We start from the raw sequence: 13,327 nt of genomic DNA on the forward strand, positions 1-13,327 counted from the left end.
CCCAGACATGTAGTTGTCTGAGACTTTCTCATAATAATTGTGTAGTCAGTTGTTCGTATCTATCAGCGATAGAACCTGATAGAACTGTAGGTACTTTAATTGTTATATCATATTCGTAAACTTAGCGAACTGTGACAGTCTCAGTTGTTGAATCAGCCTGAGAAGAGTCGACAGTTCCAGTTGACTCAGTTTCAGGTTGGATTGACCCAGTTGTTTCTGTAGCTGATTCAGACTCAGTAATTTCAGTCGTTTCTGTAGTCGATTCAGACTCAGAAGACTCAGCTATTTCAGTAGTTGATTCAGTAGAATCTGTTGACTCAACTGGTTTTGAATCAGTCGATACAGTAGAGTCCGTTGATTCGCTTGGTTTAGTTTCTGCTTCAGTCGAATCAGTTGATTCAGCCGGTTTCTCAGGTTTCGCTGGTTCTGTTGAAGTAGAATTTCCAAATGAATCTAACTTATATCTTACAGATGTATAAATGTAATATTTACCATCTACCATACTTTCTCCAATATTTCCAAGCGCATATCTATGGAAATCGAAATATTTTTCAGCATCTTCATAACTATCGAATGGGCCAATGTATAGTCCGTCATCCATTTGCTTGAATGTGAGATTATCCCATAGATCTTTTGGTGCTTTAGGATCAGTTGGATCAGTATAAATCCATAGGTATATTTTATCAGAATCAATGCCGTTTGGAAGTTTACTATTTAAGTAGTCTGGAAGAGTTCTATCATACATCAGATCAAAAAATCTACCTTCATACCAATTCATCGCTCCTGAACAGTTGTTGTCGAAGTATTCATTAGCCTCCCTTGGACTATTAAATGGACCGGCAAATGTAATCCATCCGTCGTATAGTGAGATAAAGGAAAGTCCATCTTTATCAGTTGATGTGTTTGTTCCTTTATCTTTGTCCTTATCCTTACCTGGTTTCGCAGCTCCATTTGAATTACCTGTATTAATATTATCTGGTTTTCCATTGATTTGGTCGTCCGAGACATTGTTATCTTTGACGTCAGCTGTGACATCAGTTCCGATTGGTTTGTCCGCAACAATCTTGTTAGAATTATTAGCTTTTACACCAGTATTAATCTTTTTACCAGTTGGTGTTTCAGCGGTAATGTTGCCGCTCTTATCCCATCTGATGACGGTGCCAACGGCTAAATTGTATTCTTCGCCGGCAGCTAAATTAATATTGTTGATAGCAGCCAATGTTTGAACATTGATGTTGATCTTCATAGAGATTGCCCATAAAGTATCGCCATAAACCATTGTGTAGCTTGTATCGTTTTCTTTGATTTGGATTGATTCAGGGGTGTTGGCTTTCCAAGTTGATGCCAATACTGGCACGGCACTTGCGACAGCCATCAAACCTACGGCAGCTAAAACTGCGCCTTTGGTTGTGAGTCTCTGTCTAGCTTTTTTCGCTAGCATTTCTCTGTAACTTTTTCTTGAATTCATTGTGTTCCTCCCGAGATTTTCGTTTTCCTATTCGTATACGTTTAATAGGTTTTGTTGCATTGCACACATGTGTATTTATGGTAAGTAAGTTATCAAGCTTCCCTTCATACTGGTTATTGATAGTCAACTGTTTTACAGTTCATGAACGTTACATACTAGAAATTTTCAGTAATAATATAAAGGGTGTTATAAAATGATCCGCATGCTACCCTCAGCGAATACTTCAGCGAGATCTATTATGTGACACCCTCGATTAGAATAATCCACAGTTTCCTTTGCTTATTTAAATGTTGCTGCACGATTGAGTGATATAACCAAAAACTCAATTTTCCTTTTTGCCGTGTAATTATTTTACAACGGGTAAACGAAGGGGGGATGACATAGATGCACCCTCGAAATATGTAGGTGACAGTGGGTTCAACTAAGTAAGCTAGGGTCAAACTGGCCAAATAGAGATTGGCTATTATTCATGAGATAAGCTTGCTGGTAGAATTCGTTTTATTTCCTGTAGCCATCTAACAAAAAGCACTCTTCCATTCTTGATAACTGAATATAAGGGCAATAAAACTGCAACTCTCTCACTTATAAAATGGACTACCTAATTTATACAATTGCTTCAGTTCATTCTGTAAGAAATGGCTCTACTATCTATTCAAGCTTAGCATAGGGGCGCGACACAATATGACACATCAACAGTTGGAAATAAAAAAATCGAAACTTTTTTGAAGAAATTGGTGGAGATAATGAGTGAGAATTTTTTTGATAGAAAATAAGGGAGTCTATAAAATTTTCCGGTAGCGAACGTTTTTCAGCAATTAGCCTATTTCAGTACAAAAAAATAGGCTAGCGGACAGTCAAATTGGACTGTCTGCTAGCTTACTCGTATAAGTGCAGGATTTTATTTAATTCTTCTTTGACGGCTTTGACTAAAGAGGGTGGCGACAAGACTTGCACAAAAGTACCTTGCCCTAAAATCCAAAACATGATTCCTTGTTCAAACGAAGTAGCTTCTATGAGCACGCTATTATCGTCATATTTTTTGATCACTTTGGCATTTGGCAGCTTGTCCAGAGCAGTTTGAGGAAAGGCCCAATACCTAAATGTATAGGTCAATTCTTTGCCACCGGATAATAGATAAGTCTTATTTATTAATACGCCTTCTTCAACTTTTTCAGAATAATCTAAACGAATCTTTTTCTTTTCCGATGGGGTAACGGTTAGAAAACGATCCAATCGATAGGGATGCGTGCGCTGATGTTTTTCAGAATACATGAGAATATAAATGTAAAAATCAGCAAAATAAATACTTACAGGTAGACCGTAACCTTCTTTAGAAGTACCATCAACACTATTTGTATAAAGGAAATCGACGGTTTCTTTCTGCTCGACATAGCCGGTGAATTCTTGTAGCAGAGGAAAGAGTGTTTTCCCATGAGAGACGTGCCGATAGTTAATTAGGCCACTCGTCACCAGAGCTTTCATTCGTTTTTGATCCTCAGCAGATAAAATAGACAGTAGTCGATCGACGATTTTTTGCAGCTCCTCTTTTGTCAGCGCGCGAGTCCCGACGAGGATTTTTATTAAAAATAGAATTTCTGTGAAAATTTCGTTCTCTTCATAAGTTAAATAATATTGTTTACGCTCATTATTATAGACGATTTCTTTATCTACCTCATGCAGCTCAAGTGTTTTTCGGATAGTCGAAATATCTCGCTGCAATGTTCTTCGATTCAGTTGATAGTCGGTCAATAACTCTTCAACGAAAAGACTTTCCCCATTGAGAAGTCGAATGAGTATATTGACTATTCGTTCATTGCTCTTCATCCAAATCCCCCTAATAAAAGATAACGGTGTATGCATTATTGCGTATTATAAGTACTTCTGCATACTATTCTAGCTTAGCATAGAGGTGCGACATAATATGACGCATCGACGTGTAGTAAAAAACATTGATGTTCAGAGATAAAAAAACGAAGAAAATCATTTTATTTCGTTTTTATTTTGTTTACACAACCAGTCGACTAAGAAAAACTAAATCAAATTGGTCAAAGATAGTCAATGAAAATGCAAACGATTAATTGACATATGAATAAATAATCATATATAATAAACACATGAAAGATAAATCATATGTAAAGTGATACATGAATGGAGGGACAAAAAATGACAACAACAAAATCAGCACAACAACCGACTTCGCAACAAACAAAAGGGTGCGCCCATAATCATGCGCAGGTACATAATCATGCAGATGGACGCAATCATTCTCAGGGGCACAGTCATTCTCATGATCATTCGCACGAACATAATCATGGGAATTTACCGATCGTTTTATATGGGATTGGACTTATTCTTTATTTGGTGGCTTTGCTATTTGTTAAAAATGAATTATTGGAAAACAGCTTGTTCGTGGTAACTATCTTGACGGCGGGCTATCATGTGATTGTCGAAGGGATTAGCGAGACGGTGTCGGATACACTTAGTCAGAAGAAATTTGTACCGAATGTCCACATTTTGATGACTTTGGCAGCTGCTGGGGCGGCGGCGATTGGCGATTTTGATGAGGGTGCCTTACTTATTTTAATCTTTGCTGGGGCACATTTCCTAGAAGATTATGCAGAAGGCAAGAGTAAACGAGAAATTACTAAGTTATTAAAACTAAATCCGACTGAAGCGCGATTGATTCAAGCGGATGGTGCGACAAAATTAGTTGATGTGTCTGTTTTGAAGATTGGCGATGAATTGAAAGTTTTGCCTGGTGACCAAATTCCAACGGATGGTGTGATTTTATCTGGCGGCACGGCCGTGGATGAATCGTCGATTACTGGTGAAAGTATGCCGAAAGAAAAAACGGTTATGGATGAAGTCTTTGGTAGCACAATGAATGGGAATGGCACGTTTACGATGCGCGTGACAAAAGATAGTCAAGATACCGTTTTTGCGAAAATTGTTGAGATGGTCAGCCAAGCGCAATCGAATATGTCGAAAACAGCGACAAAAATTAAACAGCTCGAACCGGTTTATGTGACAGCCGTTTTGATTATTGTACCGATCTTTATTTTGGCGGCACCTTTCGTCTTTGGCTGGAGCTGGCAAGAGAGTATTTATCGCGGCATGGTTCTATTAATTTCAGCTTCACCGTGTGCCTTAGCAGCCAGTGCTGTTCCTGCGACTCTATCAGGAATTTCTAATTTGGCTAAGCGTGGTGTGTTATTTAAAGGTGGCAGCTACTTATCTAATTTGGCTACCATTAAAGCCGTGGCGTTTGATAAAACGGGTACACTGACAGAAGGGAAACCTTCAGTGACGGACACGTATTTTGTTGACGAAACGAAAAAAGTTGATTGGTTGAACATCGTCGTTCATATGGAAAAAGAATCGAATCACCCATTAGCGACAGCGATGTTAGAAGCCTTTACTGAAACGAAAGCTTTACACTTGGACGTAACCAATGAAATCGGCAAAGGATTAGTGACGACTTTCGAAGGGAAGCACTACCGACTTGGAAAAATTGAAGCAGATGTTTCATTACCACAAGTAATCAAAGAGCGAAATAATGCTTGGATGGAGCAAGGTAAAACAGTCGTTTCCTTGACTGAAGATGCGAAAATTGTGGGCTTAATTGCTTTGATGGATGTGCCAAATAAAGCATCGGCTGGCGTGATTGAATACCTTCGCAGCCAAGGGATTCAAACCACGATGATCACTGGCGATGCTAAAGTTACCGGTGAGGCAGTTGCTAAGGAATTAAATATCGACAAAGTCCAAGCCAATGTCTTACCTGAAAATAAATCATTTATTATTAGCGAGCTGCAAAAAGATGCTGGACCTACTGTAATGTTAGGTGACGGAATCAACGATGCGCCCGCGTTAGTGCAAGCTGATATCGGCTTTGCTATGGGCGATGGTACAGATATCGCGATTGATATCGCCGATGCCGTGATCATGAATAATGATTTGACTAAATTTAGTTACGCTCATCGCGTATCCAAAAAATTAGCAGCAGTTGTCTGGCAAAATATTTTCTTCTCAATGTTTATTGTCGTGCTCTTAGTTGTCCTAAATATTCTCGGTAAAATGGATATCGGTATCGGCGTATTAGCTCACGAAGGTAGCACATTAATTGTTATTTTAAATGGTTTACGGTTGCTGGTTCCATTGAAAGAAAATTAAGCTAAATTCTCTAATAAAAATTATTGGCTAAGCGGGCTATGTAGGAAAAGATAGGTTGATCAACTGACTAGGTGTCTCATAAATCTGAGCGCCTAGTTTTTTTCCTATTATATAGAAGGAAATATCTCAGTATTTCCAAAAATTTATCCATCAAAAACCTGAGTAGTTATTGCATATCGGCCGAGAATCGGGTATAGTATGTAGCGAAACTTTCGTGAAGAAATGGGGAAAAAACTTTGGATAAACAATCCATTTATGGACTAACAAAGGACGAATTAATTGCTTGGTTTCTTGAGCTTGGCGAGAAGAAATTCCGCGCAACGCAAGTCTGGGCTTGGTTATATGAACAACGCGTACGTGAATTTTCTGAGATGACAAACTTATCAAAAGACGTGATTGCTAAATTAGAAGAGAATTTTGTGATTAATCCATTGAAACAAATGGTGGTCCAAGAGGCCAAAGATGGCACAGTCAAATATCTCTTTGAATTACCTGATAAAAATATGATTGAAACGGTACTAATGCGTCAAGAATATGGCTTGTCAGTCTGCGTGACGACCCAAGTCGGCTGTAATATTGGTTGTACATTCTGTGCCAGTGGACTATTGAAGAAGCAACGTGATTTAACGGCTGGCGAGATTGTGGCGCAAATTATGCTTGTTCAACATTACTTTGATGAACGTGGTTTAGATGAGCGTGTCTCTCACGTTGTGGTGATGGGGATTGGCGAACCGTTTGACAACTATGACAACGTGATGAATTTCTTGCGTATCATTAACGATGCTAAAGGTTTGGCGATTGGCGCCCGTCATATCACGGTTTCAACGAGTGGTTTGGCTAACAAGATTAAAGAGTTTGCTGAAAATGGTTTACAGGTTAACCTTGCGATTTCATTGCATGCACCAAATAATGAGGTTCGTACATCGATTATGCGTATTAATCGTAGTTTCCCAATCGAGAAATTGATGGAAGCTGTAGATGAATATATCGAGAAAACGAATCGTCGAATTACCTTTGAATATATTATGCTGAATGGGGTCAATGACCGTCCTGAGCATGCGAAACAGTTGGCTGAATTGTTGAAGAATAAGAAGAAGTTGTCATATGTTAACTTGATTCCTTATAACGCAGTCAGCGAGCATGACCAATATTCTCGTAGTAATAAAGCTGATGTATTGAAATTCTATGACATTTTGAAGAAAAATGGCGTGAATTGTGTAATCCGTAAAGAACATGGAACAGATATTGATGCAGCTTGCGGACAACTACGCAGCAAACAAATGAAGAAACAAAAAGAACCTGCAAAATAAAATGAAGTAAGTAAAAAGCTAATGAGAGGAAATTTTCCTTTTGTTGGCTTTTTTAGTGCTTCTTGTTTCTATTAATGGCATTCGTTGGTGGTCTTGCAAAGATCTATATTACCCATTTCAATACAAGTTCGAGCGCTAATATCAGGGGTTATTGTGGAGGGGAAAATCTTCTTAACAGTCGCATAATTTGGCAAGCCGATTATTTCGCTTTTCCTCCTTTGGACTGGTAAAATGAAGCAATCAATTAGCAAAGGGAGATATGACTGATGATCATCACTGAATTTGATCGCGAGAGTGTCGCGTTACGCAGCCAGCTGGCGGATTTACTGGCGTTGACTTGGCCAGAGGATTACGCGCAAGACACAACAGCGAAAATAGCGGAATTGCTTTCTGAAGAACGGATTGCCGTAGCGGCTTTAGAAGAGGACCAATTGATTGGTTTTGTGGGCGCGATTCCCCAATATGGCGTGACGGGCTGGGAAATGCACCCATTAGTTGTGACTTCCATTCAAAGAGGTAATCGGATTGGTGCTCGCCTGGTTAAATATTTAGAAAAAGAAGTTGCTTCAGCGGGAGGCTTGACGATTTACCTCGGAACGGATGATGAAAAGGCGCAGACAACGCTGAGTGAAGGGGATTTATTTGAAAATCCTTTCGAGCAAGTCAAGTGGATCAAGAATAAAGACAATCATCCCTTCGAGTTCTATGAAAAGCAAGGCTATCAGATTGTCGGGGTCCTACCGGATGTTAACGGCTGGAATAAACCAGATATATTGATGGCAAAAACAGTTGGGAAAAAAGTTACCGAACATGCCAGCTAATTGCCAATCGTATAGTGAGTGTGAGTACGGGATAGTAACTGATAAATTAATATAAATAGAGCAGTCATCTATCTGAATTGATAGAACGACTGCTCTTATTTTGTGTTTTTAAGTGAATTTACAAGTAAGTATTTTTTCCTTCAGTGACTTCAGGTTTTAGCTGATAGATCTTTGAAGGGCGACCGATGCCGACGGGGCGTTCCCCGATTTCATCAAAGTATTGAAGCATGGCTTTTTTGAAGTTGGAGTGGTCGATCGAATGGAAATCAATTCCTAAAAATTTGGCGAAAACTTTTCGCGCTTCAGTGATTGTAAAATCTTTTCCCAAGACTTGTAAAACTTGGGGTTCGTGTTCCATTTTATTAGAGACGCGGTTAAAGGCTTTTAGAATAATCTCGCTGTGGTCAAAGGCGAGGGTGTCTTTCCCTGTGGATTGACCTGTTTTTAAGTCTAAAATAATCTCGACTTCGCCACTAGTTAGATGGATTTGATTGGCTTTTCTTTCCATGGTGAACCAGCGAACCTCTTTAGCGTCATCGCCGGCAATCAAAGGTTCTTCGCCAATGAAAGCAAGATAGCTGACAGTTACGACCCAGCCACGTGGATCCCGATTAGGCGTACTGAATGAATGGAGCTGTTCGATGTTTTCTTTTGAAATCACCACACCAGTTTCTTCGGTGGTTTCTCTTAAAACACTTTCACCTGTCGATTCATTGCGCTGAACAAAGCCACCAGGCAGGGCCCAAGAATTGCGGTAAGGATGGCCTTTTCTTTTGATTAATAAGATTTTCAGTTGATCTTCTTCTTTGTTGTAGCACATCAACACGATGTCCACGGTTAACGAAGGTTTTTCATATTCAGGTAATTCTTGTTGATGATACCATTCTAGGAATTCTGCTTCACTGGCTTCTTGCTCAAAGTACAGTTTTTCCTCTGCTTTAGAACGAAATTCCACTCTGGAACACCTCTCATTCATTGATTTGGACGAATATATTCATTGTATCATGCGTATCGAAAAAACCAAGTCTCAAGCCTAAATTTTTCCGGGAAAATGTCGCATTTATTTAATAGATACTGGCGAAAATATTGGGTAATAGGATATTAAATAGGAAAAAGAGCAAATAGACTGGAACGAATTTTGTCTCCTTTTTTTGCAGACTGAAGAGACCAGCCAAAGCGACTGCAACGTACAGTGCCCAGCGGAATATCCGGAGAATGCTCAGAAATAAAGTGAGCTGTGCTTGACCGGAAAAATAGGCATACATCTGCGGATAAAAGAAGCAGAGTCCTAGGTGAACCAGTGAGAAAAAGGCGATAATGCCAAGTAAAAGTAATGTTTTATTCTTCATAAAAAAGGACCTCCTGTGTAAGAGATGAGCGAGGACATTTTCGCGTCAACGCCGATCGTTTATTTAGATTTATATCTGGTTTCATAGCTATACGTATATCTAAGTCTATGCTTGAGTCAGTGCCTAAGCTAATGCCTAAGTCTGTGCTTAAGTCTGTGTCTAAATTTATATCAACATTTGTGTTTAAACTTATTTTCAAACTTAGATTCCGTCTGACGCTTCGTTTCGCGCTTATCTATTATACCATGAGAATATTTTTCATGAGAAAGTATTTGAGCGATGTAGCGGAATCAAGTATAGTTAAGACATGAAAAAAACAGGAGGATGGCAGATGACTTACCGTATAGAGAGAGATTCAATGGGAGAAATTAAGGTTCCGACAGACGCTTTATGGGGACCGCAGACACAACGGAGCAAAGAAAATTTTGTGATTGGCTTGGAGAAGATGCCGACACAATTGATTGAATCGTTGGTGCTAATTAAACAAACCGCGGCTGTTGCCAATCAGCAGGTGGGTAAATTATCAGAAGAAAAGAGTCAGGCGATTTATGCGGCAGCCCAGCAATTACTGGATGATTCAGTATCAATTATGACGCATTTTCCGTTGTCTGTTTGGCAGACGGGGAGTGGCACGCAGACCAATATGAATGCCAATGAAGTGATTGCGCATCTGGCTAGCAAGCAAGTGCCGATTCATCCGAATGATGATGTGAATTGTTCGCAGAGTTCGAATGATGTCTTTCCGACGGCGATGCATGTAGCGGCAGTGACCGCGGTGACGGAAAAATTAATGCCAGTGATTGACCGCGTCGTGGCACAATTGGAACAATTAGAAGCGACGTATCAATCGACTATCAAGATTGGCCGCACGCATTTGCAAGACGCGACACCGGTGACCTTTGCTCAAGAGGTGAGTGGCTGGCGTGCGGGCTTACAGCATACGAAAAAAATGTTGGCTTTAACGTTATCTGAAGTTAAACAATTACCAATCGGCGGGACAGCGGTTGGCACGGGACTGAATGCTTCTAGCGAATATGTGGCGGCGTTTATGACACAGTTGAATCAGAAAACCGGCTTGGATTTTGTCGAGACAGATAATAAATTCCATGGCTTAGCTAATAAAGACGCCTTGGTCTTTTTGAGTGGTGCGCTGAAGGCTTTAGCGGCAAATAGTTTGAAAATGGCGAATGATGTCCGTTGGTTGGCTAGTGGACCGCGCAGTGGTTTTGGTGAGATTACCTTGCCAGCTAATGAACCGGGGAGCTCAATCATGCCCGGGAAAGTTAATCCGACGCAATGTGAAGCCTTGAGTATGGTGGCTGTGCAGGTGATGGGCAATGATGCGACGATTGGGATTGCGGCGTCACAGGGGAATTTTGAGCTGAATGTTTACATGCCAGTGATTGCTTACAATTTATTGCAAAGTGTTGATTTGTTAGCCGATAGCTTGTCCTCATTTGAAGAGAAATGTTTGCGGGGACTGACGGTTAATGAAGAAAAAATGGCGCAGTATGTCAATCAATCCTTGATGTTGGTGACGGCGTTGAATGCCCACATCGGCTATGATAAAGGGGCTGAAATTGCCAAAAAAGCCTTCAATGAAGCCTTAACTTTAAAAGAAGCGGCCTTGGCGTTAGGCTATGTGACCGAAGAGGAATATGAGCGCTGGGTGAGACCGGAAGAGATGTTAGGTGAAAACGCCTAATCGATTGGTAACGTACGTTTTTTTAGTGGATAAATTTGAGGGAAATCAGTAAACAAGATAAAATATTGTGGTATACTAGCAAGGAAACGAATTCGCAGAGTGCGATAAAGGAGGATACAAAAATATGGCCGAAAAAGAAACTTTTTACATTACTACGCCAATTTATTACCCAAGCGGCAAACTGCATATTGGGAATTCTTATACAACGATTGCCTGTGATGCAGTGGCCCGTTACAAACGATTAATGGGATTTGACGTGTTTTATTTAACAGGGGTTGATGAGCACGGACAAAAAATTGAGACAAAAGCAGAAGAGTTAGGGGTTGAGCCACAAGAATATGTGGACAAAATGGCCGCTGACGTCAAGAAGCTTTGGAAAACGCTCGATATTAGCTATGACAAATTTATTCGGACAACCGATGACTATCATAAAAAATCAGTGCAACAAATCTTTGATCGCTTATTAGCACAAGGGGATATTTACCTAGGAGAATACGAAGGTTGGTATTCAATTTCTGATGAAGAATTCTTTACAGAAACGCAGCTTGCTGAAGTGTATCGCGATAATGAAGGCAAAGTAATTGGCGGAAAAGCGCCGAGTGGGCACGAAGTTGAGTTAGTTAAAGAAGAATCGTACTTCTTCCGTATGAGTAAATATGCGGATCGTTTATTGGCTTATTACAATGAGCATCCAGAATTTATCCAACCGGAATCTCGTAAGAATGAGATGATTAATAATTTCATCAAGCCAGGTTTGGAAGATTTGGCTGTTTCAAGAACGACCTTTAGCTGGGGAATTCCTGTGACGAATGATCCAAAACACGTCGTGTACGTGTGGATTGATGCTTTATCTAACTACATTACGGCTTTGGGCTACGGCTCTGAGGATGATTCATTGTTCCAAAAATATTGGCCGGCAGATGTGCAAATGGTGGGGAAAGAAATCGTACGTTTCCATACGATTTATTGGCCAATTATGTTGATGGCGCTTGATGTGCCATTGCCTAAGAAAATTTATGGTCATGGCTGGTTGTTGATGAAAGACGGCAAAATGTCTAAATCTAAAGGCAACACTGTGTACCCTGAAATGTTAGTGGAACGTTATGGCTTGGATGCGTTACGTTATTATCTATTGCGTGCTGTGCCGTTTGGTAGCGATGGCGTCTTCACACCGGAAGATTTTGCGGCGCGTGTTAACTATGATTTAGCCAACGACTTAGGGAATTTATTGAACCGAACAGTGGCGATGATTAACAAATATTGTGGCGGTTATGTGCCGAAGTATGCTTCATTAGTGACACCATTTGATAGCGAATTGTCGACGACAGCAGCGAATGTCGTAGGTCGTTACCATGAAGCGATGGATAAAATGGAGTTCAGTATCGCGCTCTCAGAAATCTGGAATTTAGTTTCTCGTGCCAATAAATATATCGATGAAACACAACCTTGGGTCTTAGCGAAAGATGAAGAGAAGAAAGATGAATTAGACAGCGTGATGATTCATTTAGCAGAAAGCTTACGGATTGTAGCGATTCTATTGCAACCAATCATGACAGAAACACCTGCGAAAATCTTTGCACAGCTAGGATTGAACTCAGAAGAAATGAATTTACAAGGCTTGCATTTCGGTGAATTCCCGAGTGATACCAAAGTAACGACTAAAGGAACACCAATCTTCCCTCGTCTAGAGCTTGAAGCAGAAGTCACTTACATCCAAAAGAAAATGGCTGAAGGTGCCGGAAATACGGAAGAACAAGTCAAGTGGGATCCTGAAGAAACAGAACTTGTGTCTGTGAAGGACAAAGAAATTAAATATGAAGACTTTGATAAAGTTGAACTAAAAGTGGCGGAAGTCATCGACTGTCAAAAAGTCAAAGGTGCCGATAAATTATTGCAATTCCGATTAGATGCTGGCGATAATCAAGACCGTCAAATTCTTTCAGGCGTCGCAGAATTTTATCCAGATCCAAGCGATTTGATTGGTAAGAAAGTCGTGATTGTAGCGAACTTGAAACCGCGTAAAATGCGTGGTCAAATCAGCCAAGGAATGATTCTTTCTGCTGAATCTGCAGAAGGAAAACTTGAAATCATTGACGCGCCAAAAGGCATGCCGAATGGTTCAATTATTGCTTAAATAAAGAAAAGCTGAATGCTTAGGCATTCAGCTTTTTTTCAGTGTGCTAGACGGATTAGCTATTAACTTGATTAAATGAATACATTTAGACGGATTAGCTATTAACTTGATTAAAAGAATACATTCAAAAGTAATGTTTAGGAAACATCAAGAAGCAATCTACATGGAATTCGATGTGTAGACTAAGCTACGTTTATCAATGTGAATCTGATTTCTTCGTGGATGACCGTTTTTTTCTGGAGATATGAAGACTAAAAAATAGTGTCTTCAATATTTTCTGATGATTTTTTAAGGGAAACGTGGTTTTTGTGTTTTTTGAGGAAAAATAAATTGGAAGTTCGAAATTATACCTGAAAAAATTAAGTAT

At 39.9% G+C, this 13,327-nt stretch carries 9 protein-coding genes; 5 read left to right on the plus strand and 4 right to left on the minus strand.

Annotation, left to right across the window (positions count from 1 at the left end; all coding sequences use genetic code 11):
- Positions 1-121: 121 nt before the first annotated feature.
- Together BAU15_RS11055 and BAU15_RS11060 are read right to left on the minus strand one after the other, a co-directional pair.
- The gene (locus tag BAU15_RS11055; protein WP_161842802.1) at positions 122-1,468 is read right to left on the minus strand and encodes a LysM peptidoglycan-binding domain-containing protein; all 1,347 of its coding nucleotides are present in this window, start codon (positions 1,466-1,468) and stop codon (positions 122-124) included.
- Between the two features lie 876 nt (positions 1,469-2,344).
- Positions 2,345-3,292 carry a helix-turn-helix transcriptional regulator gene (locus BAU15_RS11060; RefSeq protein ID WP_161842803.1) on the minus strand — a complete coding sequence of 316 codons (948 nt, stop codon included), beginning with the start codon at positions 3,290-3,292 and terminating at the stop codon, positions 2,345-2,347.
- A 339-nt stretch (positions 3,293-3,631) separates the two neighbouring features.
- Here BAU15_RS11060 and BAU15_RS11065 point away from each other — a divergent pair, with 339 nt between their 5' ends.
- The 3 genes from BAU15_RS11065 to aac(6') all read left to right on the plus strand — a co-directional run bounded on the left by BAU15_RS11065 (position 3,632) and on the right by aac(6') (position 7,772).
- Positions 3,632-5,641 (plus strand): heavy metal translocating P-type ATPase, encoded by a 2,010-nt coding sequence (locus BAU15_RS11065; protein WP_161842804.1) that lies wholly within the window; start codon positions 3,632-3,634, stop codon positions 5,639-5,641.
- A gap of 236 nt (positions 5,642-5,877) precedes the next feature.
- Entirely contained in the window at positions 5,878-6,951 is a 1,074-nt protein-coding gene (rlmN, locus tag BAU15_RS11070) for a dual-specificity RNA methyltransferase RlmN (RefSeq protein ID WP_161842805.1), read from the plus strand.
- 266 nt (positions 6,952-7,217) lie between these two features.
- Positions 7,218-7,772: an aminoglycoside N-acetyltransferase AAC(6')-Ii gene (gene aac(6'), locus BAU15_RS11075; RefSeq protein WP_161842806.1), complete on the plus strand. Its 555-nt coding sequence runs from the start codon at positions 7,218-7,220 to the stop codon at positions 7,770-7,772.
- Between the two features lie 118 nt (positions 7,773-7,890).
- On the opposite strand, the gene BAU15_RS11080 is transcribed toward aac(6'), so the two are convergent.
- Complete coding sequence (locus BAU15_RS11080; RefSeq protein WP_237580186.1) at positions 7,891-8,727, minus strand: NUDIX domain-containing protein; 837 nt, start codon at positions 8,725-8,727, stop codon at positions 7,891-7,893.
- A gap of 109 nt (positions 8,728-8,836) precedes the next feature.
- Positions 8,837-9,121, minus strand: a complete 285-nt coding sequence (locus tag BAU15_RS11085; RefSeq protein ID WP_161842808.1) for a hypothetical protein — start codon at positions 9,119-9,121, stop codon at positions 8,837-8,839.
- 331 nt (positions 9,122-9,452) lie between these two features.
- Between BAU15_RS11085 and fumC the strand changes: the two genes are divergently transcribed.
- Entirely contained in the window at positions 9,453-10,826 is a 1,374-nt protein-coding gene (fumC, locus tag BAU15_RS11090) for a class II fumarate hydratase (protein WP_161842809.1), read from the plus strand.
- Positions 10,827-10,950: 124 nt separating this feature from the next.
- Positions 10,951-12,960 carry a methionine--tRNA ligase gene (gene metG, locus BAU15_RS11095; RefSeq protein WP_161842810.1) on the plus strand — a complete coding sequence of 670 codons (2,010 nt, stop codon included), beginning with the start codon at positions 10,951-10,953 and terminating at the stop codon, positions 12,958-12,960.
- Positions 12,961-13,327: the final 367 nt, after the last annotated feature.

This window comes from Candidatus Enterococcus huntleyi, assembly GCF_009933175.1.
Classification (GTDB): Bacteria; Bacillota; Bacilli; order Lactobacillales; family Enterococcaceae; genus Enterococcus_K; species Enterococcus_K huntleyi.

Bases quoted from the DNA above. Each gene is read 5' to 3' on its own strand.
- fumC (WP_161842809.1), top strand. From the start codon at position 9,453: ATGACTTACCGTATAGAGAGAGATTCAATGGGAGAAATTAAGGTTCCG.
- metG (WP_161842810.1), top strand. From the start codon at position 10,951: ATGGCCGAAAAAGAAACTTTTTACATTACTACGCCAATTTATTACCCA.
- BAU15_RS11060 (WP_161842803.1), bottom strand. From the start codon at position 3,292: ATGAAGAGCAATGAACGAATAGTCAATATACTCATTCGACTTCTCAAT.
- BAU15_RS11065 (WP_161842804.1), top strand. From the start codon at position 3,632: ATGACAACAACAAAATCAGCACAACAACCGACTTCGCAACAAACAAAA.
- BAU15_RS11085 (WP_161842808.1), bottom strand. From the start codon at position 9,121: ATGAAGAATAAAACATTACTTTTACTTGGCATTATCGCCTTTTTCTCA.
- BAU15_RS11055 (WP_161842802.1), bottom strand. From the start codon at position 1,468: ATGAATTCAAGAAAAAGTTACAGAGAAATGCTAGCGAAAAAAGCTAGA.